22 protein-coding genes are annotated in these 22626 nt (G+C 72.3%); 16 read left to right on the plus strand and 6 right to left on the minus strand.

Annotation, left to right across the window (positions count from 1 at the left end; translation table 11 throughout):
* Positions 1 to 76: 76 nt before the first annotated feature.
* The gene (locus ACFPIH_RS50005; RefSeq protein ID WP_381181979.1) at positions 77 to 1717 is read left to right on the plus strand and encodes an ABC-F family ATP-binding cassette domain-containing protein; all 1641 of its coding nucleotides are present in this window, start codon (positions 77 to 79) and stop codon (positions 1715 to 1717) included.
* 38 nt (positions 1718 to 1755) lie between these two features.
* Here ACFPIH_RS50005 and ACFPIH_RS50010 read toward each other — a convergent pair whose 3' ends face one another.
* Together ACFPIH_RS50010 and ACFPIH_RS50015 are read right to left on the minus strand one after the other, a co-directional pair.
* A complete protein-coding gene (locus ACFPIH_RS50010) occupies positions 1756 to 4110 on the minus strand; it encodes a Tex family protein (RefSeq protein ID WP_381181977.1) in 2355 nt (784 codons plus the stop codon).
* A gap of 79 nt (positions 4111 to 4189) precedes the next feature.
* On the minus strand, positions 4190 to 4321 hold the full coding sequence (locus ACFPIH_RS50015; RefSeq protein WP_020129452.1) for an LPFR motif small protein: 132 nt from the start codon (positions 4319 to 4321) through the stop codon (positions 4190 to 4192).
* Between the two features lie 153 nt (positions 4322 to 4474).
* Between ACFPIH_RS50015 and ACFPIH_RS50020 the strand changes: the two genes are divergently transcribed.
* Positions 4475 to 5437, plus strand: a complete 963-nt coding sequence (locus tag ACFPIH_RS50020; RefSeq protein WP_381181975.1) for a GlxA family transcriptional regulator — start codon at positions 4475 to 4477, stop codon at positions 5435 to 5437.
* A gap of 9 nt (positions 5438 to 5446) precedes the next feature.
* The gene (locus ACFPIH_RS50025; RefSeq protein WP_381181973.1) at positions 5447 to 6091 is read left to right on the plus strand and encodes a DJ-1/PfpI family protein; all 645 of its coding nucleotides are present in this window, start codon (positions 5447 to 5449) and stop codon (positions 6089 to 6091) included.
* Here the strand turns inward: ACFPIH_RS50025 and ACFPIH_RS50030 are convergent.
* The gene (locus ACFPIH_RS50030; protein WP_381181971.1) at positions 6069 to 6818 is read right to left on the minus strand and encodes an enoyl-CoA hydratase/isomerase family protein; all 750 of its coding nucleotides are present in this window, start codon (positions 6816 to 6818) and stop codon (positions 6069 to 6071) included. The two genes, ACFPIH_RS50025 and ACFPIH_RS50030, sit on opposite strands and share 23 nt — an antisense overlap.
* A 170-nt stretch (positions 6819 to 6988) precedes the next feature.
* On the opposite strand from ACFPIH_RS50030, the gene ACFPIH_RS50035 reads away from it, so the two are divergent.
* A complete protein-coding gene (locus ACFPIH_RS50035) occupies positions 6989 to 7507 on the plus strand; it encodes an ATP-binding protein (protein ID WP_381182054.1) in 519 nt (172 codons plus the stop codon).
* Between the two features lie 3 nt (positions 7508 to 7510).
* Here the strand turns inward: ACFPIH_RS50035 and idi are convergent, their stop codons facing one another.
* The 3 genes from idi to galE all read right to left on the minus strand — a co-directional run bounded on the left by idi (position 7511) and on the right by galE (position 10315).
* Entirely contained in the window at positions 7511 to 8104 is a 594-nt protein-coding gene (gene idi / locus ACFPIH_RS50040; protein WP_381181969.1) for an isopentenyl-diphosphate Delta-isomerase, read from the minus strand.
* Between the two features lie 175 nt (positions 8105 to 8279).
* Positions 8280 to 9221, minus strand: coding sequence for a cation diffusion facilitator family transporter (locus ACFPIH_RS50045; protein WP_381181967.1), 942 nt, complete (start codon positions 9219 to 9221; stop codon positions 8280 to 8282).
* 128 nt (positions 9222 to 9349) lie between these two features.
* Entirely contained in the window at positions 9350 to 10315 is a 966-nt protein-coding gene (galE, locus tag ACFPIH_RS50050) for a UDP-glucose 4-epimerase GalE (RefSeq protein WP_381181965.1), read from the minus strand.
* Positions 10316 to 10598: 283 nt separating this feature from the next.
* Here galE and ACFPIH_RS50055 point away from each other — a divergent pair, with 283 nt between their 5' ends.
* From ACFPIH_RS50055 to ACFPIH_RS50110, 12 genes are all read left to right on the plus strand, one after another.
* Positions 10599 to 12392, plus strand: coding sequence for a DUF5941 domain-containing protein (locus tag ACFPIH_RS50055; protein ID WP_381181963.1), 1794 nt, complete (start codon positions 10599 to 10601; stop codon positions 12390 to 12392).
* Positions 12389 to 13141 (plus strand): phosphocholine cytidylyltransferase family protein, encoded by a 753-nt coding sequence (locus ACFPIH_RS50060; protein WP_381181961.1) that lies wholly within the window; start codon positions 12389 to 12391, stop codon positions 13139 to 13141. The genes ACFPIH_RS50055 and ACFPIH_RS50060 overlap by 4 nt, the downstream gene beginning before the upstream one ends.
* The gene (locus ACFPIH_RS50065) at positions 13129 to 14190 is read left to right on the plus strand and encodes an iron-containing alcohol dehydrogenase family protein (RefSeq protein WP_381181959.1); all 1062 of its coding nucleotides are present in this window, start codon (positions 13129 to 13131) and stop codon (positions 14188 to 14190) included. Before ACFPIH_RS50060 ends, ACFPIH_RS50065 begins: the two co-directional genes overlap by 13 nt.
* Positions 14168 to 14947, plus strand: coding sequence for a CDP-alcohol phosphatidyltransferase family protein (locus ACFPIH_RS50070; protein WP_381181957.1), 780 nt, complete (start codon positions 14168 to 14170; stop codon positions 14945 to 14947). The genes ACFPIH_RS50065 and ACFPIH_RS50070 overlap by 23 nt, the downstream gene beginning before the upstream one ends.
* A complete protein-coding gene (locus ACFPIH_RS50075) occupies positions 14944 to 15828 on the plus strand; it encodes a glycosyltransferase family 2 protein (RefSeq protein ID WP_381181955.1) in 885 nt (294 codons plus the stop codon). Before ACFPIH_RS50070 ends, ACFPIH_RS50075 begins: the two co-directional genes overlap by 4 nt.
* A gap of 98 nt (positions 15829 to 15926) precedes the next feature.
* Positions 15927 to 16856 carry an ABC transporter permease gene (locus ACFPIH_RS50080; RefSeq protein WP_381181954.1) on the plus strand — a complete coding sequence of 310 codons (930 nt, stop codon included), beginning with the start codon at positions 15927 to 15929 and terminating at the stop codon, positions 16854 to 16856.
* The gene (locus ACFPIH_RS50085) at positions 16849 to 17628 is read left to right on the plus strand and encodes an ABC transporter ATP-binding protein (protein WP_381181953.1); all 780 of its coding nucleotides are present in this window, start codon (positions 16849 to 16851) and stop codon (positions 17626 to 17628) included. The genes ACFPIH_RS50080 and ACFPIH_RS50085 overlap by 8 nt, the downstream gene beginning before the upstream one ends.
* A gap of 361 nt (positions 17629 to 17989) precedes the next feature.
* On the plus strand, positions 17990 to 18901 hold the full coding sequence (hpnC, locus tag ACFPIH_RS50090) for a squalene synthase HpnC (RefSeq protein ID WP_381181951.1): 912 nt from the start codon (positions 17990 to 17992) through the stop codon (positions 18899 to 18901).
* A complete protein-coding gene (gene hpnD, locus ACFPIH_RS50095; protein WP_381181949.1) occupies positions 18898 to 19848 on the plus strand; it encodes a presqualene diphosphate synthase HpnD in 951 nt (316 codons plus the stop codon). Before hpnC ends, hpnD begins: the two co-directional genes overlap by 4 nt.
* Complete coding sequence (locus tag ACFPIH_RS50100) at positions 19848 to 20045, plus strand: DUF6380 family protein (protein WP_381181947.1); 198 nt, start codon at positions 19848 to 19850, stop codon at positions 20043 to 20045. Before hpnD ends, ACFPIH_RS50100 begins: the two co-directional genes overlap by 1 nt.
* Positions 20042 to 21442: a hydroxysqualene dehydroxylase HpnE gene (gene hpnE / locus ACFPIH_RS50105; RefSeq protein WP_381181945.1), complete on the plus strand. Its 1401-nt coding sequence runs from the start codon at positions 20042 to 20044 to the stop codon at positions 21440 to 21442. Before ACFPIH_RS50100 ends, hpnE begins: the two co-directional genes overlap by 4 nt.
* 74 nt (positions 21443 to 21516) lie before the next feature.
* Positions 21517 to 22581: a polyprenyl synthetase family protein gene (locus tag ACFPIH_RS50110; protein WP_381182052.1), complete on the plus strand. Its 1065-nt coding sequence runs from the start codon at positions 21517 to 21519 to the stop codon at positions 22579 to 22581.
* Positions 22582 to 22626: the final 45 nt, after the last annotated feature.

A 22626-nucleotide genomic window follows, 5' to 3' on the forward strand; every position in this document is an offset into this window, starting at 1 on the left:
CCCGGGACGGTAACCGAACGGACCGGAGATCGGCGAGGTCACGGCGGGAGAGACGGGCCGCTAGGATCTACGACCTGTGACCGCCACCCTTGTCGCCAAGAACCTCGCCGCCGGGCACGGCGACCGCTCCCTCTTCTCCGGGCTCGACCTCGTCGTCGCCCCCGGTGACGTGATCGGTCTTGTCGGTGCCAACGGCGCGGGCAAGTCCACCCTGCTGACGATGCTCGCCGGGCTCACCACGCCCGAGGAGGGCCAACTGCGGCTCTCCCCGCCCACCGCGACCGTCGGCCATCTGCCCCAGGAACCCGAGCGCCGCCCCGGCGAGACCGTAGGGGAGTTCCTCGCCCGCCGCACCGGAGTCGCCGAGGCGCAGCGCGCGATGGACGAGGCGACCCAGGCCCTGGTCGACGGCGCCCCCGGCGCGGACGACGCCTACGCCACCTCCCTGGAGCGCTGGCTCGGGCTCGGCGGCGCCGACCTGGACGAGCGGGCCGAGGAGGTCGCCGACTCCCTCGGCCTCGCCGTCGGCCTGGAGCAGCCGATGACCTCCCTCTCCGGCGGCCAGGCCGCCCGCGCGGGCCTCGCCTCCCTCCTGCTCTCCCGCTACGACGTCTTCCTCCTCGACGAACCGACCAACGACCTCGACCTGGACGGCCTGGAGCGCCTCGAACGGTTCGTGACCGGCCTGCGCGCCGGCACCGTCGTCGTCAGCCACGACCGCGAGTTCCTCACCCGCACCGTCACCAAGGTCCTCGAACTCGACCTCGCCCAGCGGCAGATCAACCTCTACGGCGGCGGCTACGACGCCTACCTGGAGGAGCGGGACGTGGCCCGCCGGCACGCGCGCGAGGACTACGAGGAGTACGCCGACAAGAAGGGCGCGCTCCAGGACCGGGCGCAGATGCAGCGGTCCTGGATGGACAAGGGTGTCAAGAACGCGCGCCGCAAGGCGAACAACGACAACGACAAGATCGGCCGCAAGTTCCGCAGCGAGGCCAGCGAGAAGCAGGCCGCGAAGGCCCGGCAGACCCAGCGCATGATCGAACGCCTGGACGTCGTCGAGGAGCCCCGCAAGGAGTGGGAGCTGCGCATGGAGATCGCGTCCGCCCCGCGCTCCGGCGCGGTCGTCGCCACCCTGCGCGACGCCGAGGTACGGCGCGGCGACTTCCGCCTCGGCCCGGTGACCCTGCAGATCGACTGGGCCGACCGGGTCGCGGTGACCGGCGCGAACGGCGCGGGCAAGTCCACGCTGCTCGCCGCGCTGCTCGGGCGGATCCCGCTCGACGCGGGGGCCGCCGCGCTCGGCTCGGGCGTGCTGGTGGGTGAGGTGGACCAGGCGCGGAAGCTGTTCCTCGGCTCGGAGGCGCTGCTGGACGCGTTCTGTGCGGCGGTGCCGGACACCGAGCCGGCCGAAGTACGCACCCTGCTGGCCAAGTTCGGGCTCAAGGCGGACCACGTGATGCGGTCGGCGGTGACGCTGTCACCCGGTGAGCGCACGCGGGCGGCGCTGGCCCTTCTCCAGGGGCGGGGGGTCAATCTCCTTGTCCTCGACGAACCGACGAACCATCTGGATCTGCCGGCCATCGAGCAGCTGGAGTCGGCGCTCGACGCGTATGAGGGCACGTTGCTGCTGGTGACCCATGACCGGCGGATGCTGGAGGCGGTGCGGGTCACCCGGCGGTTCGAGGTCGTGGCGGGGAAGGTCTCCGAACACTGACGGCCCCGCGCCCGTTCAGGGCGCGGGGCACTCGAGAGTCAGCGTTTGCCCTTCTTCGGGTCCACCAGACCCGCCTTGCGCAAGGCGTCGGCCATCGCGCTGTTGGCCGGAGCGGGTGCCTGCCGCTGCTGCTGCTGTCGCTGCTGAGGCGGACGCCCACCCCGCTGCGGCCGGCGCTCACCCCCGGAGGCGGGCTTCGCCTGCGCCTCGTCGTCCAGGCGGAGGGTCAGGGAGATCCGCTTACGCGGGATGTCCACGTCGAGGACCTTCACCTTGACGATGTCACCCGGCTTCACCACGTCCCGCGGGTCCTTGACGAACGTCTTCGACAGCGCGGAGACATGCGCCAGGCCGTCCTGGTGGACGCCGATGTCGATGAACGCGCCGAAGGCCGCCACGTTCGTCACCACGCCCTCCAGGACCATCCCGGAGGCCAGGTCGGAGATCTTCTCCACGCCCTCCTTGAAGGTGGCCGTCTTGAAGGCGGGCCGCGGGTCGCGCCCGGGCTTCTCCAGCTCCTTGAGGATGTCGGTGACGGTCGGCAGACCGAACGTGTCGTCCACGAAGTCGGCGGGCCGCAGCGAGCGCAGGACGCCCGTGTTGCCGACGAGGACCGCCACCTCCTGGCCGGAGGTCTTCACCATCCGCCGCACCACCGGGTACGCCTCCGGGTGCACGCTGGAGGCGTCCAGCGGGTCGTCGCCGCCGCGGATCCGCAGGAAGCCCGCGCACTGCTCGTACGCCTTGGGGCCCAGCCGCGCCACGTTCTTCAGCTGGGTGCGGGAGGTGAAGGGGCCGTTGGCGTCGCGGTGGGCGACGATGTTCTCGGCGAGTCCGGAGGTGATGCCGGAGACCCGGGCCAGCAGCGGCGTCGAGGCGGTGTTCACGTCCACGCCCACGCCGTTCACACAGTCCTCCACCACCGCGTCCAGCGAACGCGACAGCTTCACCTCGGACAGGTCGTGCTGGTACTGGCCGACGCCGATCGACTTCGGGTCGATCTTCACCAGCTCGGCGAGCGGGTCCTGGAGCCGGCGCGCGATGGACACCGCGCCGCGCAGCGACACGTCCATGCCGGGCAGTTCCTGCGAGGCGAACGCGGAGGCCGAGTACACGGAGGCACCCGCCTCGGACACCATCACCTTGGTGAGCTTCAGCTCCGGGTGCCTGGTGATCAGCTCACCGGCCAGCTTGTCGGTCTCGCGGGACGCCGTGCCGTTGCCGATCGCGACCAGGTCGACCGAGTGTTCCTTCGCGAGGCGGGCGAGCTTGGCGATCGCCTCGTCCCACTTGTTGGCCGGGACGTGCGGGTAGATGACGTCCGTCGCGACGGCCTTGCCGGTCGCGTCGACCACGGCCACCTTCACGCCCGTACGGAAGCCGGGGTCCAGGCCCAGCGTCGACCGCGTGCCGGCCGGGGCGGCGAGCAGCAGGTCGCGCAGGTTCGCCGCGAACACGTTCACCGCCTCGTCCTCGGCGGCCGTGCGCAGCCGCAGCCGCAGGTCGATGCCGAGATGGACGAGGATGCGGGTGCGCCAGGCCCAGCGGACGGTGTCCGTCAGCCACTTGTCGCCCGGCCGGCCGCGGTCGGCGATCCGGAACCGCTGGGCGACGATCCCCTCGTACGACGAAGGCCCCTCCGTCGCCTCCTCCGGCTCCAGGACGAGGTCGAGGACGTCCTCCTTCTCGCCGCGCAGCATCGCTAGGATCCGGTGCGAGGGCAGCGCGGTGAAGGGCTCGGCGAAGTCGAAGTAGTCGGCGAACTTGGCGCCCGCCTCCTCCTTGCCGTTGCGCACCTTGGCGGCCAGCCGGCCGCGCACCCACATCCGCTCGCGCAGCTCGCCGATCAGGTCGGCGTCCTCCGAGAACCGCTCGGTCAGGATCGCCCGCGCGCCGTCGAGGGCGGCCTGCGGATCGGCGACACCCTTGTCGGCGTCGACGAACGCGGCGGCCGCGGCCTGCGGATCGACCGACGGGTCGCCCAGCAGGCCCTCCGCGAGCGGCTCCAGGCCCGCCTCGCGCGCGATCTGCGCCTTGGTGCGCCGCTTGGGCTTGTAGGGCAGGTAGATGTCCTCCAGCCGCGCCTTGGTCTCGGCGCCGCGGATCTGCGCCTCCAGGGCGTCGGTGAGCTTGCCCTGCTCCCGCACCGACTCCAGGATCGCCGTGCGCCGCTCCTCCAGCTCCCGCAGATAGCGCAGCCGCTCCTCGATCGTGCGCAGCTGCGCGTCGTCGAGCATCTCGGTCGCTTCCTTGCGGTAGCGGGCGATGAAAGGCACCGTGGAGCCGCCGTCGAGCAGCTCCACCGCGGACTTCACCTGCCGCTCCCGTACGCCGAGTTCCTCGGCGATCCTGCCTTCGATGGACCCTACTTCGATGGATCCGGGTGTCGTCACGAGCCGTACCGCCTTCTCCACTGAGGTTGCGCCGCAATTGTGGCAGGTGGCACCGACACTCGGGGATCCGGCGCGGACATCAGGCCCTGCGGCTCCTGGTGGAGCCCGACGCGCCGCCGAAGAGCCGGGCCAGCGCCCGGAAGGGCAGCGTCACGACGGTGGCGACGGCGCCACCGATCTGCCGCAGTACGTCTGCGATCGCACGGAACACGAGTTTCCCCTTTCCTCACCCGGGCCACGGCGGCCCGGGGCCCTTCGAGTACCTCGACGGCGCCGGGTCATGCCGCCGCGACCGTCCCGCATGGCGGAAAAGGTGGGAAACTCGTCATTGCCGCCATGACCTGCCGCGCGAAGAATCGTGCCCATGGCGCAGCGAACCGTCCTCGTCGTCCTCTTCGACGGCGTCCAGAGCCTCGACGTCACCGGACCCCTGGAGGTCCTCACCGGCGCCGAGCGGCACACCGCGGGCGCCTACCGGGTCCGCACGGCCTCCCTGGACGGGGCGCCGGTGCGCACCTCCAGCGGGCTGACCGTCGTACCGGACGAGGCACTCACGCGCGCGTGCGACCCGCACACCCTCCTCGTGCCCGGCGGGCAGGGCACCCGGTCGTACCCGCCGGCGCTGACCGACTGGCTGCGGGAGCGCGCCCCGCGCGCGGAGCGACTGGTGTCGGTCTGCACCGGCGCGATCCTGCTCGCCGCGGCCGGACTCCTCGACGGCCACCGGGTGACGACGCACTGGGCGTACTGCGCGACCCTCGCCCGCGACCATCCCGCCGTCCAGGTCGACCCCGATCCGATCTACGTCCGGGACGGCGCCCTCTGGACGTCGGCCGGCGTCACCTCGGGCATCGACCTGGCGCTCGCCCTGGTCGAGGAGGACCTCGGCCGGGACGCGGCCCTGGCCGTCGCCCGCCACCTGGTCGTCTTTCTGCGCAGGCCCGGGAACCAGGCCCAGTTCAGCGTCCGGCCGGCTGCCCGCACCGCGCGGCGCGAGCCCCTGCGGGAGGTCCAGGAGTGGATCACCGAGCATCCGGCCGCCGACCTGAGCGTGGAGTCGCTGGCCGTCCGCGCCAGCCTCTCGCCCCGCCACTTTGCCCGCGCCTTCCTCGCCGACACCGGTACGACCCCCGGCCGCTACGTCGACCTGGTTCGCCTCGAACACGCCCGCCGCCGTCTGGAGGACACCGCCGACGGCGTCGAGGAGATCTCCCGCGCCACCGGCTACGGCACCCCCGAGGCGATGCGCCGAGCCTTCGTCAAAGCCTTCGGCACGGCTCCGGCGGAGTACCGCCGCCGGTTCCGCCCGGCCGTCCCTCCGAGGTAAGGAAACCCCGTGCAGATCGCCATCGTCCTCTTCGACCGGTTCACCGCCCTCGACGCCGTGGGGCCGTACGAGATCCTGGCGCGGCTGCCCGGGGCGGAGACGGTGTTCGCCGCCGAGCGGACCGGACCGCTGCGCACCGACACCGGGAACCTCGCTCTGGTCGCCGACCGGACCCTGGCCGAGGTGCCGCGCCCCGACATCGTGGTGGTGCCGGGCGGGCCGGGTCAGACCCCGCAGATGGAGAACGAGACCCTGCTGGACTGGCTGCGGGCCGTCGACGCCACCAGTGTCTGGACGACGTCCGTGTGCACCGGCTCCCTGCTGCTGGCCGCCGCCGGGCTGCTGCGGGGCCGGCGCGCCACCTCGCACTGGCTGGCCCTGGACCAGCTGACGCGGTTCGGCGCCGAGCCGACGGGGGAGCGGGTGGTCACCGACGGCAAGTACGTCACCGCGGCCGGGGTGTCCTCCGGCATCGACATGGCGCTCACGCTGCTCGGCCGGATCGCGGGGGACGACCACGCCAGGACCGTACAGCTGGCCACCGAGTACGACCCGCAGCCGCCCTACGACGCGGGCGCCCCGCACAAGGCGCCCGCGCACCTCGTGGCCGCGCTGCGGGCCCGCAGCCGGTTCACCCCGACGCCGTCCAGCTGAACCGGGGCGGCCTGCCCTCCAGGAACGCGGCGACGCCCTCCGCCGTGTCGCCGCTGCCCCGGGCCTGCGCGGCCCAGTGGGCGTCCCGGTCCGTGCGGCCGTTCGCGAACTCCTTCGCGGCGGCCTGCGTCAGCCGCGACCGCGACAGCAGCACCCCGGTGAACTCCGCGACCCGCTCGTCCAGTCCGCCCGCGGGCAGCACTTCGTCGACCAGGCCCGTGCGCAGGGCGCGCTCCGCGTCGACGAGTTCGCCGGAGTACAGCAGGTACTTGGCGGTCGCGGGACCGACCAGCGACACCAGCCGCCGGGTCGCGGAGGACGGGTAGACGATCCCCAGCTTCGCCGGGGTCACCCCGAACAGCGCGTCCTCCTCGGCGAACCGCAGGTCGCACGCCGCCGCGAGCTGCGCGCCGCCGCCCACGCAGTGCCCCTTCACCGCCGCCAGGGTCGGCTTCGGGAACGCCGCCAGGGCCTCCTCGGCCCGCACCGCCAGGGTCTGCGCGTCCTCCGGCGAGACCCGCAGCGTGGAGATGTCGGCCCCCGCGCAGAAGGTGCCGCCCGCGCCGGTCAGCACCAGTGCCCGCACCCCGGGATCGGCGGCCAGCGTGTCCAGCAGCGGGGGCAGCGCCTCCCACATCGCGACCGTCATGGCGTTGCGCTTCGCCGGGTGGTGCAGGACGACGGTGGCGACCCCGTCGGTGACGCCGTGCAGCAGTTCGGGCTCCATGGCCCGGATGCTAACCGGGACAGGAACGGTCGCAGTCACCACCAGGTCATACGCAGACGGTCGGAACCGCTCGATAACTGCTGACTTCTGTTCAGTCGTCCGACGGTGGGTGCCCCGGTGCCAACACTCGACGCGTGGTGACAATCGAGCGCGAGGGCGGCGACCGGACGATGGAGAACCAGGGGCGCGGGCCCGACCCACGCCCGGCAGACGGCGCGGACGCACCTCTGGACCCCCTGGAGAACCCGGTGCCGCGACCGCTGCCCTACGAAGGTGTCTGGCGGTTCACCGCACCGGCCGTCGACGCCTCCGTCCCGCAGGCCCGGCACGCCGTGCGGGACCTGCTGCACCGTCAGGGGGTGCCCGTCTCGGACGACCTGGTCCAGGGGCTGCTGCTGATCGTCTCCGAGCTGGTGACCAACGCCGTCAGGCACGCGGCGCTGCTGTCGCCGACGCTCGCGGTGGAGGTCGCCGTCGGGGCCGAGTGGGTGCGGGTGGCCGTGGAGGACAACCACCCCTACCGCCCGACCGCCCTGGAGGCCGACCACGGCCGGACCGGCGGCCGGGGACTGCTCCTGGTGCGGGAGATCGCCAGGGAGGCGGGCGGGGCGTGCGACGTCGAGCACACATCGGGCGGCGGCAAGGTGATCTGGGCGGCCGTGCCGCTCAAGTCCCCCCGGCCGTCCTGAGGGTCACCAGTCGGCCGACGGGCCCGTCAGCTCCCGTACGGCGGGACGGGCCGCGTCCAGCACGGTCATGAACCAGGAGGAGAACGTGTCCTTCGCGTGCCGCTCGGACAGCTCGGCGGGCGTCACGAAGGCCGTCTCGCCGACCTCCTCCGGGTCCGGCCGCAGCGGCGCCTGCACCATCCCGACGAACAGGTGGTTGTACTCCTGCTCGACCAGTCCCGACGCCGGGTCCGGGTGGTTGTAGCGGACCGTGCCCGCCTCCGCGAGCAGCGACGGGGACACCCCGAGCTCCTCGAAGGTGCGCCGGGCCGCCGCCGCGAACGGCGCCTCGCCCGGGTAGGGGTGACCGCAGCAGGTGTTGGACCAGACGCCGGGGGAGTGGTACTTGCCGAGCGCCCGCCGCTGGATGAGCAGCCGGCCCTGCTCGTCGAAGAGGAACACCGAGAAGGCGCGGTGCAGCTGCCCCGGCGGCTGGTGGGCGGTGAGCTTCTCCGCGGTGCCGATCGTCACGCCGTCCTCGTCGACCAGTTCCAGCAAAATCGCGTCCGCGGCGCCGTTCGGTGAACGGTCCGGCGCCGTGGCAGGTGTGATCGGCATACCCATCCTTCGCATCGGTCCTCGCGCCCCAGTCTGCCGTACTCGTCCGCCGCTCCCGGCACTTCCGGTGAACGCCGCGCACGGCACCGGGGCCCGGTGGGTGATCTTGCCCGAAGCCGGGTCCCGGGAACCGTACTGAACGAATGTGCGAATTCGGGGCGCCGCTCGGAACCGCTCAGTGGCAGAGCCGTGCCTCGTGCTCCGCGTGGCCGCTCGGCTCCAGCTGGAAGGTGCAGTGCTCCACGTCGAAGTGGTGGCCGAGGCAGCCCTGGAGCTCGTGGAGCATCTTCTCGTGGCCGATCGCGTTCAGCACCTCCGAGCGCACCACCACGTGCGCCGACAGCACCGGCAGCCCCGAGGTGATCGTCCACGCGTGCAGGTCGTGCACGTCCTGTACGCCGTCCAGGGCGACGATGTGCGCCCGCACCTCCGCCATGTCGACGTCCTTGGGCGCCGACTCCAGCAGCACGTCGAGCGTCTCGCGCAGCAGCTTCACCGTGCGCGGCACGATCATCAGGCCGATGACCAGCGAGGCGACCGGGTCGGCCGCCTGCCAGCCGGTGGTCAGGATGACCACCGCCGAGATCAGCACCGCGACCGAGCCCAGCGCGTCCGCCGCGACCTCCAGGAACGCCCCCCGCACGTTCAGGCTCTCCGCCTGGCCCCGCATCAGCAGCGTGAGCGAGACCAGGTTCGCCACCAGGCCCATCGCGCCGAACCAGATCATCAGCCCGCCCTCGGTGGCGGCCGGCGTGAAGAACCGCTGCACCGCCTCGTACAGGACGTACCCGCCCACCCCGAGCAGCAGCAGACAGTTGGCGAGCGCGGCCAGTATCTCGGCGCGGGCGTACCCGAAGGTGCGGTTGCCGGTCGCCGGCCGGTTGGCGAAGTGGATGGCGAGCAGGGCCATGCCGAGGCCCAGCGCGTCGGTCGCCATGTGCGCCGCGTCCGCGATCAGCGCGAGGGAGTCCGCGAGGACCCCGCCGACGATCTCGACCACCATCACGCCAAGCGTGATCGACAGCGCGACGCGCAGTCTGCCGCGGTAGGCCGCGGCGGCCGTACCGGTGGTCGGCGCGTGCGAGTGCGCATGGCCGTGGTCATGCCCAGCCCCCATGGCAGACACCCTCCTGTGGTCGTCCCGGATCACAGTGAACTACGGGTGGGGGGTATCCGGCAACGCGGCACTGAACACCGTTGTCATGTGCCCTGACCTGCGGAAACGAATCGCAGGTCAGGGCACCCTCAGTTGCCGGACCGCCAGCCCGCCCAGGCCGACTCGACCATCTCGCGCACCCCGCGCCGGGCCGTCCACCCCAACTCCCGCTCCGCCAGCGCCGCCGAGGCGACCGCGCGCGGCGCGTCCCCCGGGCGCCGCCCCTCGACGACCGCCGGGAGGGCGCCGCCGGCCACCTCGCCGATCAGCGTGACCAGTTCGCGCACCGAGACGCCCTCGCCCCGGCCGATGTTCACCGTCAGATCCCCCGCCGCGCCCGGCGCCGCGAGCCGCCGGGCCGCCGCCAGATGCGCCTCGGCCAGATCGGCGACGTGGATGTAGTCGCGGACACAGGTGCCGTCGGGGGTCGGGTAGTCGGCGCCGAAGATCCTCGGGGCCTCACCGCGGGACAGCCGGTCGAAGACCATGGGGACGACGTTGAAGACGCCCCGGTCGGCCAGTCCGGGCACCGCCGCCCCCGCCACGTTGAAGTAGCGCAGGCAGGCCGTCGCGATGCCGTGCGCCCGGCCCGCCGCCCGCACCAGCCACTCCCCGGCCAGCTTGGTCTCGCCGTACGGGTTCACCGGGGCGCACGGGGTGTCCTCGGTGATCAGGTCCACGTCCGGGGCGCCGTACACGGCCGCGGACGAGGAGAACACGAACCGGCCGATCCCGGCCCCGGCGACGGCCTCCAGCAGGGTGGCAAGGCCGCCCACGTTCTCCCGGTAGTAGAGCGTGGGATCCGTCACGGACCCGGCGACCTGCTTGTGCGCAGCCAGGTGGACGACACCCGTCACCGCGTGCTCGGCGAACACGCCCTCGAGCAGGGCGGAGTCCAGCGCGGAACCCTCGACGAGGGGCACGTGCGCGGGCAGCCTGGCCGGGATCCCGGCCGAGAGGTCGTCGAGGGCGACGACGCGTTCCCCGGCCCCGCTCATGGCGTGCGCCACATGGGCCCCTATGTATCCGGCACCGCCGGTGATCAGCCACGTCATGGCCGCCCACCCTATGCCGACCCGGCCCGGCACCCGGCGTCCGGCGGAGCCACGGTTTGTGGGGCGGGCCGCCGATCACCCATGATGATCTCGGCAGGACCGGTTCGAACGGAGCCGCCGAACCGCGTTGACCCCAGCTGAACGGCCGGTGAACTCGGGCCTCCCGGCATCGGATAGCCTCTGCCGAATGCCGCCCGCCCGGCCCCGACCGGCGCAGCCAAAGGGCGCCCCCATCGTGAACACGACCGGCGCGGACGCGTCGGCACCCAGGGAGTGAGTTCGGTTGTCGACCGCCATCCTCACCGGTCAGCCGGTACCCGGATCGTCGCTCGAGGGCGACCTGCGGTCCCTCGGCTTCGACGTCAGGACCGCCGCCGACGCCGCCGACGCCGGGCACCTCCTGGCCGCCGTACCGGCCGCGGAGCGGGTCGCCGTCGTCGACGCCCGCTTCGTCGGCCACCGGCACGCGCTGCGGCTCGGCCTCACCGACCCCCGCTTCCCGCTCGCCGCGGTCCCGGGCGCGGTCACCGCACAGCCCGCCGGACGCGCGGCCCTCACCCGCGCGCTGGCCCGGGAGGACTCCGCGGGCGGCGGCACCGCGCTCGCGGTGGACAGCGTCGCCGACCGCGTCGCCGAAGCCCTCGACGCCGACGAGGCGGGCCTCCACCGCCCCGAGTTGGGCAGCCTGGTCGCCGAGGTCCCCGCCGACCCCCAGGCCCGCAACGAGGCACGGCAGGCCGTCGCCGCCGTCGACGACGAGGCCGTACGCCTGAAGTCGGCCGTGAAGGCCCGCGACGGCTTCTTCACCACCTTCTGCGTCAGCCCCTACTCCCGCTACCTCGCCCGCTGGTGCGCCCGCCGCGGTCTCACCCCCAACCAGGTCACCACCGCCTCCCTGCTCACCGCGCTGATCGCGGCCGGCTGCGCGGCCACCGGCACCCGGGCCGGGTTCGTCGCGGCCGGCGTCCTGCTGATCGCGTCCTTCGTCCTGGACTGCACCGACGGCCAGCTCGCCCGCTACTCCCTGCAGTACTCCACGCTCGGCGCCTGGCTGGACGCCACCTTCGACCGGGCCAAGGAGTACGCCTACTACGCCGGCCTCGCCCTCGGAGCGGCCCGCGGCGGCGACGACGTATGGGCCCTCGCCCTGGGCGCGATGGTGCTCCAGACCTGCCGGCACGTCGTCGACTTCTCCTTCAACGAGGCCAACCACGACGCGACCGCCAACACCAGCCCCACCGCCGCGCTCTCCGACAAGCTGGACGGCGTCGGCTGGACGGTCTGGGTGCGGCGGATGATAGTGCTGCCCATCGGCGAACGATGGGCCATGATCGCCGTCCTGACGGCAGTCACGACGCCCCGCATCACCTTCTACGCGCTGCTGGTCGGCTGCGCCTTCGCGGCGACGTACACCACCGCCGGGCGCGTCCTGCGCTCGCTCACCCGCAAGGCCCGGCGCACCGACCGGGCCGCGCAGGCGCTCGCGGACCTCGCGGACACCGGACCGCTCGCCGGGGCGCTGGCCCGGGTCGTGAAGGGCAGGAGCCCCTACCTGGCGCCGCTCAGCGCCGCTCTGGGCGCCGCCGTGGTGGCCACCGGGGCCTGGGCCTGGGGGCCGAGTTGGTGGGTCGTCCTGATGGCCGGCGCCTACGTCCTGTTCTCCGCCGAAGCCGTCTCGCACCCCCTCAAGGGCGCCCTCGACTGGCTCGTCCCCCCGCTCTTCCGCGCCGGCGAGTACCTCACCGTGCTGATCCTCGCCGCGAAATCGGAGGTGAACGGGGCGCTTCCTGCGGCTTTCGGGCTGGTTGCCGCCGTCGCCTACCATCACTACGACACGGTGTACCGCATCCGTGGCAACGCGGGAGCGCCGCCGGTCTGGCTGGTGCGCTCCCTCGGGGGGCAGGAGGGGCGGACGCTGCTCGTCGCGGCGCTGGCCGCCCTGCTCACCGGCACGCAGTTCACGGTCGCGCTCACGGCCTCGGCCGTGGCCGTCGCCCTGGTGGTGCTCGTCGAGAGCATCCGCTTCTGGGTGTCCGCAGGGGCGCCCGCCGTTCACGATGAAGGAGAACCCGCATGATCGGCCTCGTGCTGGCGGCCGGCGCCGGCCGGCGTCTGCGCCCCTACACCGACAGCCTGCCGAAGGCGCTGGTGCCGGTGGGGCCGGCGGGCGCGGAGGACTCGATCACCGTGCTCGACCTGACCCTCGGCAACTTCGCCGAGATCGGGCTGACCGAGGTCGCGGTCATCGTCGGCTACCGCAAGGAGGCCGTGTACGCGCGCAAGGCGGCCCTGGAGGAGAAGTACGGCCTCAGGCTGACCCTCATCGACAACGACAAGGCCGAGGAGTGGAACAACGCCTACTCCCTGTGGTGCGGCCGTGACGCCCTCAAGGACGGCGTGATCCTCGCCAACGGCGACACCGTCCACCCCGTCTCCGTCGAGAGGACGCTGCTCGCCGCGCGCGACGAGTTCAAGCAGATCATCCTGGCGGTGGACACCGTGAAGTCCCTCGGCGACGAGGAGATGAAGGTCGTCGTGGACCCCGACATGGGCGTCCAGAGGATCACCAAGCTGATGGACCCGGCCGAGGCCACCGGCGAGTACATCGGGGTCACCCTGATCGAGGGCACGGCCGCCGAGGAACTGATCGAAGCGCTGAAGACCGTCTGGGAGAAGGACCCGCAGCAGTTCTACGAGCACGGCTACCAGGAGCTGATCAACGTCGGATTCACCATCGACGCAGCGCCGATCGGTGACGTCGCGTGGGTGGAGATCGACAACCACGACGACCTCGCCCGTGGACGGGAGATCGCGTGCCGGTACTGACCCGCCTCATCCCCTCGCCGCTCGTCGTGGACATCCGCCCCGGTGCCCTCGACGACCTCGCGTCCGTCCTCGCCGACGAGCGCATCTCGCACTCCGGCAAGCTGGCCGTCGCGGTCAGCGGGGGTTCCGGGGCCCGGCTGCGTGAGCGCATCGCCCCCTCGCTGCCCGGCGCCACCTGGTTCGAGGTGGACGGCGGCACCATCGACGACGCGGTCCGGCTGGCCACCGACATCAAGGCGGGCCGCTACGACGCGGTCGTGGGGCTCGGCGGCGGAAAGATCATCGACTGCGCCAAGTTCGCGGCGGCGCGCGTCGGGCTGCCGCTGGTGGCCGTCGCCACCAACCTCGCGCACGACGGCCTGTGTTCACCGGTCGCCACCCTCGACAACGACGCCGGCCGCGGTTCCTACGGTGTGCCGAACCCGATCGCGGTCGTCATCGACCTCAACGTGATCCGCGAGGCCCCCGTCCGTTTCGTGCGCTCGGGCATCGGCGACGTCGTCTCCAACATCTCCGCGGTCGCCGACTGGGAGCTCGCCCACCGCGTCAAGGGCGAGAAGGTCGACGGACTCGCCGCGGCGATGGCCCGGCAGGCCGGCGAGGCGGTGCTGCGGCACCCGGGCGGTGTCGGGGACGACGCCTTTCTCCAGGTCCTGGCCGAGGCACTCGTCCTCACCGGCATCGCCATGTCGGTGTCGGGCGACTCCCGCCCGTCCTCCGGCGCCTGCCACGAGATCAACCACGCGTTCGACCTGCTCTTCCCCAGGCGGGCCGCCGCCCACGGCGAGCAGTGCGGCCTCGGCGCCGCCTTCGCGATGTACCTGCGCGGCGCCCACGAGGAGTCGGCGTACATGACCGAGGTACTGCGCAGGCACGGACTGCCGGTGCTGCCGGAGGAGATCGGCTTCACGGCGGACGAGTTCGTCCGCGTCGTGGAGTTCGCCCCACAGACCCGGCCCGGCCGCTACACGATCCTCGAACACCTCGACCTCAAGACCGAACAGATCAAGGACATCTACTCCGACTATGTCAAGGCCATCGGTAGCTGAACTCCGTCCGGTCGTCCATCCCCCGGGGGTGAAGGACCGGCGCAGCGGTGAGCACTGGATGGGGCGCCTCTACATGCGCGAGGTGTCCCTGCGGGTCGACCGCTATCTGGTCAACACCCGGGTCACACCCAACCAGCTCACGTACCTGATGACCGTCTGCGGCGTCCTCGCGGCCCCGGCCCTGCTGGTGCCCGGGATACCGGGCGCCGTGCTCGGCGTGGTCTGCGTGCAGCTGTACCTGCTGCTGGACTGCGTCGACGGCGAGATAGCGCGCTGGAAGAAGCAGTACTCGCTCGGCGGGGTCTACCTCGACCGGGTGGGCGCCTATCTGACCGACGCCGCCGTGCTCGTCGGCTTCGGGCTGCGCGCCGCCGACCCGTGGGGCACCGGCCGGGTCGACTGGCTGTGGGCGTTCCTCGGCACGCTGGCCGCGCTCGGCGCGATCCTGATCAAGGCCGAGACCGACCTGGTGGGCGTCGCCCGGCACCAGGGCGGGCTGCCGCCGGTCAAGGAGACGGCCGCCGAGATGCGCTCCTCCGGCATGGCGCTGGCCCGCCGGGCCGCGTCGGCGCTGAAGTTCCACCGGCTGATCCTGGGCATCGAGGCGTCCCTGCTGATCCTGGTCCTCGCCGTTGTGGACCAGGCGCGCGGCGACCTCTTCTTCTCCCGGCTCGGCGTCGCCGTGCTGGCCGGCATCGCACTGCTGCAGACCCTGCTGCACCTGGTGTCCATCCTCGCGTCGAGCAGGCTGAAGTGAGCGCGCCGATGAAGGTCGGCGCGGTCGTCATCACCATGGGCAACCGCCCCGACGAACTCAGGGCCCTGATCGACTCGGTCGCCAAGCAGGACGGCGACCCGGTCCGGGTCGTCGTGGTCGGCAACGGCTCGCCCGTCCCCGACGTCCCCGACGGCGTCCGCACCGTCGAGCTGTCCGAGAACATCGGCATCCCGGGCGGGCGCAACGTGGGCATAGAGTCCTTCGGGCCCGGTGGCCGCGATGTCGACATACTGCTCTTCCTCGACGACGACGGCCTCCTCGCCCACCACGACACCGCCGAGCTCTGCCGCGAGGCCTTCGCGGCCGACCGGGACCTCGGCATCGTCAGCTTCCGCATCGCCGACCCGGACACCGGCGTCACCCAGCGCCGCCACGTCCCCCGGCTGCGCGCCGCCGACCCGATGCGCTCCTCCCGGGTCACCACCTTCCTCGGCGGCGCCAACGCCGTCCGTACGAAGGTCTTCGCGGAGGTCGGCGGACTGCCCGACGAGTTCTTCTACGCGCACGAGGAGACCGACCTGGCCTGGCGGGCCCTGGACGCCGGCTGGATGATCGACTACCGGTCCGACATGGTGCTGTACCACCCCACGACCGCCCCGTCCCGGCACGCGGTCTACCACCGGATGGTCGCGCGCAACCGCGTCTGGCTGGCCCGCCGCAACCTGCCCGCCGTGCTCGTCCCGGTCTATCTCGGCGTCTGGCTGCTGCTCACGCTGGCCCGCCGCCCCTCGAAGTCCGCGCTGCGGGCGTGGTTCGGCGGCTTCCGGGAAGGCTGGACCACACCGTGCGGTGAACGCCGGCCCATCAAGTGGCGTACCGTTTGGCGGCTGACCAGACTGGGCCGTCCCCCGGTCGTCTGACAAGCTCGTCCCGAGGGCTCCCGGGCCTGCCGCGAGCCCCCGGCTCATGCGCGGCCCCGTCCGGACCGCGCGTCCCGAAGACGAAAGTTTCCTGACCTGTGAGTGAGACAACGCATGACGGCGGAATCGCGGTGAGCGCGCTTCCGTCGCCCGACGAGGGCCTCACGGCCGCCCAGCTGGCCGCCAAGTACGGGCTGGCCGTGAGCGGTGCCCGGCCCCCGGTGCGGGAGTACGTCCGCCGGCTCTGGGGACGCCGCCACTTCATCATCGCGTTCTCCCGGGCGAAGCTGACCGCACAGTACAGCCAGGCCAAGCTCGGTCAGCTGTGGCAGGTGGCCACCCCGCTGCTGAACGCGTTCGTGTACTTCATGATCTTCGGCGTGCTCCTCGGCGCCGGCCGGGGGATGTCCAAGGACGTCTACATCCCCTTCCTGGTCACCGGTGTCTTCGTGTTCACCTTCACCCAGAGCTCGGTGATGAGCGGCGTCCGCGCGATCTCCGGCAACCTCGGCCTGGTACGCGCCCTGCACTTCCCGCGCGCCGCGCTGCCGATCTCCTTCGCGCTCCAGCAGCTCCAGCAACTGCTGTACTCGATGCTCGTGCTGTTCGTCGTGGTGATCGGCTTCGGCAGCTTCCCGGACGCCTCATGGGTGCTCATCGTCCCCGCGCTCGCCCTGCAGTTCTGCTTCAACACCGGTCTGGCGCTGGTCTTCGCGCGGGCCGGCGCGAAGACCCCGGACCTCGCGCAGCTGATGCCGTTCGTGATGCGGACATGGATGTACGCGTCCGGCGTGATGTTCTCCATCCCGGTCTTCCTCGCGGACAAGCCGCAGTGGGTGGCGAACATCCTGCAGTGGAACCCGGCCGCGATCTACATGGACCTGATGCGCTTCGCGCTCATCGAGGAGTACGCCGCCGAGAACCTCCCCGCCCATGTGTGGGCCGTCGCCGGCGGCTGGGCCCTGGTGCTCGCGGTCGGCGGCTTCCTGTACTTCTGGAAGGCGGAGGAGAGGTACGGCCGTGGCTGACGAGGTCGCACGGGAGCACATCCCCACCGTCATCGCCGACGAGGTGCACATCGTGTACCGCGTCCACGGCGCCAAGACCGGCCGGGGCAGCGCGACGGCCGCGCTCAGCCGGATCGTCCGGCGGGGCGGCGAGCGGGGCGTGCGCAAGGTGCACGCGGTGCGCGGGGTCTCCTTCGTCGCCTACCGGGGCGAGGCCATCGGGCTGATCGGCTCCAACGGCTCCGGCAAGTCCACCCTGCTGCGCGCCATCGCCGGTCTGCTGCCGCCGGAGGGCGGCAAGGTGTACACCGACGGCCAGCCCTCGCTGCTCGGCGTCAACGCGGCCCTCATGAACGACCTCACCGGCGAACGCAACGTCGTCCTCGGCGGCCTGGCCATGGGCATGTCCCGGGAGCAGATCAAGGAGCGCTACCAGGAGATCGTCGACTTCTCCGGCATCAACGAGAAGGGCGACTTCATCACCCTGCCGATGCGCACCTATTCCTCCGGCATGCAGGCGCGGCTGCGCTTCTCCATCGCCGCCGCGAAGGACCACGACGTCCTGATGATCGACGAGGCGCTGGCGACCGGCGACCGCAAGTTCCAGAAGCGCTCCGAGGACCGCATCCGGGAACTGCGCAAGCACGCCGGCACGGTGTTCCTGGTCAGTCACAGCAACAAGTCGATCCGCGACACCTGCGACCGCGTGCTGTGGCTGGAGCGCGGCGAACTCCGCCTGGACGGCCCGACCGAAGAGGTCCTCAAGGAGTACGAGAAGTTCACCGGGAAGTAGCCCGGAGTGCCCCGGGGCCCCGCCGGAAAGGTCCGGTGGGGCCCCGTCTGTGCAAAGGAAGCGTCAACTCCGGCTTTCCGTAGGAATCTTGACACCAATCGGTGTGTTGTTGTGATCTGCGGGACACCCCCGGGAACCTCGCTGCGTTGTACAACGTAAGCTGTACCGGGTCCCGAAACGCGTCAAGTGGGGCGATAACGCACGACACCCTCGGCCAGGGCTGCCGTGCAGACAGGTGGGCGGCGTGTCCGAAATAGTGTGTCTTGGGTCGGCGGTGTAGAACGGGAGATGTGACGGCAATGGCTACGGAAACTCCCCAGCTCAACGCAGCGTGCGCCGTCCCTGTCCCGGGCAGCCGGCGATGACGGCGCAGACCGGGGCGCGTACCGGCGACCCGGAGCGCGGCACCCTCGACAAGGCCGCGGGCGAGAACTTCCCCGTGGCGCCGTTCTTCCTGCCCAGGGCCTGGCGCGAGGACCTGATGGCCGTCTACGGCTTCGCCCGCCTCGTCGACGACATCGGCGACGGCGACCTCGCCCCTGGCGGTGCCGACGCGGCGCTGCTCGGCGTTTCGGCCACCGACGCCGAGGACCGCACACTCCTCCTGGACGCCCTCGAGGCCGACCTGCGCCGTGTTTTCGACAGCTTCGACGGCCGGCCGCGCCACCCCCTGATGCGCCGGCTCCAGTCGACCGTGCGCCGCCGCGACCTCACCCCCGAGCCCTTCCTCGGCCTGATCGCCGCCAACCGCCAGGACCAGCTCGTCGCGCGCTACGAGACCTACGACGATCTCCTCGCCTACTGCGAGCTGTCCGCCAACCCCGTCGGCCGGCTCGTCCTAGCCGTCACCGGCACCTCGACCCCCGAGCGGATCCGCCGCTCCGACGCCGTCTGCACCGCGCTGCAGATCGTCGAACACCTCCAGGACGTGGCCGAGGACCTCGGCCGCGACCGCATCTACCTGCCCGCCGCCGACATGAAGCGCTTCCACGTGCGGGAAGCGGATCTCGCCGCGAAATCCGCGGGCGCGTCGGTGCGCGCACTGGTCGCGTACGAAGCGCAACACGCCCGCGATCTGCTGAATGAAGGCGCCCCCCTGGTGGGTAGCGTCCACGGCAGGCTGAGGCTGCTGCTCGCGGGATTCGTGGCGGGGGGAAGGGCGGCGATCAGCGCGATCGCCGCCGCCGACTACGACGTACTTCCCGGCCCGCCCAAGCCCGGCAAGCTCCGGCTGCTGCGCGAGGTGGGCGTGACTCTGCGAGGAGAGGGGTGATCCGGACCGTGGAGTCGTCACCGAACGCGTCCGCGCCAGTACTCGCCGCCTACAGCTACTGCGAGACCGTCACCGGCCATCAGGCCCGTAACTTCGCGTACGGCATCAGGCTGCTGCCCACGCCCAAACGCCGCGCGATGTCCGCGCTGTACGCGTTCTCGCGCCGCGTCGACGACATCGGCGACGGCGCGCTGGCAAGCGACGTCAAGACCGCCCGGCTCGAGGAGACCCGCGCGCTGCTCACCCGGGTCCGCGAGGGCGAAATCGCCGAGGACGACACCGACCCCGTCGCGGTCGCCCTCGCCCACACGGCGCGGACCTTCCCGGTCCCGCTCGACGGCCTCGACGAACTCATCGACGGCGTGCTGAAGGACGTACGCGGCGAGACCTACGAGACCTGGGACGACCTGAAGGTGTACTGCCGCTGTGTGGCGGGCGCCATCGGGCGGCTCTCGCTCGGTGTGTTCGGTACGGAGTCCGGCGCGCGCGGCGTCGAGCGGGCGCCGGAGTACGCCGACACCCTGGGACTCGCGCTCCAGTTGACGAACATCCTCCGGGACGTCCGCGAGGACGCGGCGGGCGGGCGCACCTATCTGCCCGCCGACGACCTCGCCAAGTTCGGCTGCTCGGCCGGGTTCGACGGGCCGACGCCGCCGGAGGGCTCCGACTTCGCGGGCCTCGTGCACTTCGAAGTGCGCCGGGCCCGCACCCTGTTCGCCGAGGGCTACCGGCTGCTGCCCATGCTCGACCGGCGCAGCGGCGCCTGTGTCGCCGCCATGGCCGGCATCTACCGCCGCCTCCTCGACCGCATCGAGCGCGACCCGGAGGCCGTGCTGCGCGGCCGGGTCTCGCTGCCCGGCCGGGAGAAGGCCTACGTCGCCGTCCGCGGCCTGTCGGGACTGGACACCCGGCATGTGTCGCGGCTGACCGTCAGGAGGCACTCCTGATGGACGCCGTGGCCGCCCTGGCCGCCGGGGGTGCCTGGGTCGCCGGGGTCGCCGTGGGCGACAAACCGGCCCAAGGTGATGCCGTCGGAGAAAAGCGGCACGCAACCCTCCGCCACGGCGCGGCGTCCCTGACTGCGACAGCCCGCCGTGCAGAGTTCACCTACCACCGCGGGAGCGCAGGGGAGGGTGCACGATGAGCGACGGTCACCGGCTCGCGGACGGGCGGCACACCGTGGTCGTCGGCGGCGGGCTCGCCGGCGTGACCGCCGCGCTCGCGCTCGCCGACGCGGGCGTGCGCGTGACGTTGCTGGAGGGCCGGCCCCGGCTCGGCGGCCTGGCCTTCTCCTTCCGGCGCGGCGAACTGACCGTCGACAACGGCCAGCACGTGTACCTGCGTTGCTGCACCGCCTACCGCTGGTTCCTCGACCGCATCGAGGGCAGCGCGCTGGCACCGGTGCAGAAACGCCTCGACGTGCCCGTCGTCGACGTCGCGAGACCCGAGGGACGGCGGCTGGGCCGACTGCGGCGCGACGCGCTGCCGGTGCCCCTGCATCTGGGGCGCAGCCTCGCCACGTACCCGCACCTCTCCCTCGCCGAACGCGCCGGGGTGGGCCGGGCCGCGCTCGCGCTCAAAGGGCTCGACCTCGCCGATCCGGTCCTGGACGCAACCGACTTCGGCAGCTGGCTGACCGCGCACGGTCAGTCGGCACGCGCCGTCGAGGCCCTGTGGGACCTGGTCGGGGTGGCCACCCTCAACGCGGTCGCGGGCGACTCCTCGCTGGGGCTCGCCGCGATGGTGTTCAAGACCGGTCTGCTGTCCGACCCGGGCGCCGCCGACATCGGCTGGGCCCACGTACCCCTGGGTGAACTGCACGACCGGCTGGCCCGCAAGGCGCTCGACTCCGCGGGCGTGCGTACCGAGGTCCGTACACGCGTCACCTCCGTCTCCCTCAACGAGAACGGCAGCTGGGACGTATCGGTTCCCGGCGAGACGCTCACCGCCGACGCGGTCGTGCTCGCCGTACCGCAGCGCGAGACGTACGACCTGCTGCCGGACGGCGCGCTCGACGACCCCGGGCGGCTCCTGGAGATCGGCACCGCGCCCATCCTCAACGTCCATGTCGTCTACGACCGCAAGGTGCTGGACGCCCCCTTCCTCGCCGCGCTCGGCACGCCCGTGCAGTGGGTCTTCGACCGCACCCACGCCTCCGGGCTGCGCACCGGCCAGTACCTCGCGCTGTCCCAGTCGGCCGCCCAGGACGAGATCGACACCCCCGTCGCCGCACTGCGCGAGCGCTATCTCCCGGAGCTGGAGCGGCTGCTGCCGGCCACCCGTGGCGCCGCGGTGAGGGACTTCTTCGTGACCCGGGAGCGCACCGCGACCTTCGCTCCCGCCCCCGGTGTCGGGCGCCTGCGGCCCGGCGCCCGCACCAGAGCCCCCGGCCTGTACCTGGCCGGAGCGTGGACCGCCACAGGGTGGCCCGCGACCATGGAGAGTGCGGTCCGCAGCGGTGTGAGTGCGGCGGACGCCGCGCTGAGCACCCTGGGCCGGCCCCGACCCCACCACCTCTTCGCAGTCGAGGAGGCGGCCTGATGCTCGATCAGCACGGCTCGGCACACCCCCGCACCCCCTCCGGTACCGCAACAAGAGGAGAAACTGTGCCCACTGTGCCCCCGGCCCCCCAGGCCGCGCGGAGGACCGCGGTGGACGTGACCGCGCTCCTGGAGCGCGGCCGGACCCTGGCCACACCGGTGCTCCGGGCGGCGGTCGACCGTCTGGCGCCGCCCATGGACACGGTCGCCGCCTACCACTTCGGCTGGATCGACGCCCAGGGCAAGCCGACCGACGGCGACGGCGGCAAGGCCGTGCGCCCCGCCCTCGCCGTGCTCTCCGCCGAGGTCACCGGCGCCTCCCCGCAGGTCGGGGTGCCCGGCGCGGTCGCCGTCGAGCTGGTCCACAACTTCTCGCTCCTGCACGACGACCTGATGGACGGCGACGAACAGCGCCGGCACCGCGACACCGTCTGGAAGGTGCACGGCCCCGCCCAGGCCATCCTGGTCGGCGACGCCCTGTTCGCCCTCGCCAACGAGATCCTCCTCGAACTCGGCACCGCCGAGGCCGGCCGCGCCACCCGCCGGCTGACCACGGCCACCCGCGCCCTGATCGACGGCCAGGCCCAGGACATCTCCTACGAGCACCGCGACCGCGTCAGCGTCGAGGAGTGCCTGGAGATGGAGGGCAACAAGACGGGCGCCCTGCTGGCCTGCGCCAGCTCCATCGGCGCCGTGCTCGGCGGCGCGGACGAGCGCACCGCCGACACGCTGGAGAAGTACGGCTACCACCTCGGCCTGGCCTTCCAGGCCGTCGACGACCTCCTCGGCATCTGGGGGGACCCGGAGGCCACCGGCAAGCAGACCTGGAGCGACCTGCGCCAGCGCAAGAAGTCCCTGCCGGTGGTGGCCGCGCTCGCGGCGGGCGGCTCCGCCTCGGACCGGCTCGGCGAGATGCTCGCCGCCGACGCGAAGAGCAGCGATTTCGACACCTTCTCCGAGGAGGAGTTCGCGGCCCGCGCGGCCCTCATCGAGGAGGCCGGCGGCCGTGAGTGGACCGCCGAGGAGGCTCGCCGTCAGCACACCATCGCCATCGAAGCCCTGAACGCCGTCGACATGCCCGAGCGGGTCCGGGCCCGGTTCACGGCGCTCGCCGACTTCGTCGTCGTACGAAAGAGATGATCACTATCGGTCGAATAGTCCTCGCGTAGTCGCCGGCCGGTGCAG

Source organism: Streptomyces vulcanius, from assembly GCF_042653945.1.
Lineage (GTDB): Bacteria > Actinomycetota > Actinomycetes > Streptomycetales > Streptomycetaceae > Streptomyces > Streptomyces mangrovi.

Excerpts from the sequence above, each read along its gene's own strand:
- ACFPIH_RS50020 (WP_381181975.1), top strand. The coding sequence starts at position 4,475 with ATGGCGCAGCGAACCGTCCTCGTCGTCCTCTTCGACGGCGTCCAGAGC.
- ACFPIH_RS50030 (WP_381181971.1), bottom strand. The coding sequence starts at position 6,818 with ATGGAGCCCGAACTGCTGCACGGCGTCACCGACGGGGTCGCCACCGTC.
- ACFPIH_RS50035 (WP_381182054.1), top strand. The coding sequence starts at position 6,989 with ATGGAGAACCAGGGGCGCGGGCCCGACCCACGCCCGGCAGACGGCGCG.
- idi (WP_381181969.1), bottom strand. The coding sequence starts at position 8,104 with ATGCCGATCACACCTGCCACGGCGCCGGACCGTTCACCGAACGGCGCC.
- ACFPIH_RS50045 (WP_381181967.1), bottom strand. The coding sequence starts at position 9,221 with ATGGGGGCTGGGCATGACCACGGCCATGCGCACTCGCACGCGCCGACC.
- galE (WP_381181965.1), bottom strand. The coding sequence starts at position 10,315 with ATGACGTGGCTGATCACCGGCGGTGCCGGATACATAGGGGCCCATGTG.
- ACFPIH_RS50060 (WP_381181961.1), top strand. The coding sequence starts at position 12,389 with ATGATCGGCCTCGTGCTGGCGGCCGGCGCCGGCCGGCGTCTGCGCCCC.
- ACFPIH_RS50070 (WP_381181957.1), top strand. The coding sequence starts at position 14,168 with ATGTCAAGGCCATCGGTAGCTGAACTCCGTCCGGTCGTCCATCCCCCG.
- hpnC (WP_381181951.1), top strand. The coding sequence starts at position 17,990 with ATGACGGCGCAGACCGGGGCGCGTACCGGCGACCCGGAGCGCGGCACC.
- ACFPIH_RS50100 (WP_381181947.1), top strand. The coding sequence starts at position 19,848 with ATGGACGCCGTGGCCGCCCTGGCCGCCGGGGGTGCCTGGGTCGCCGGG.
- hpnE (WP_381181945.1), top strand. The coding sequence starts at position 20,042 with ATGAGCGACGGTCACCGGCTCGCGGACGGGCGGCACACCGTGGTCGTC.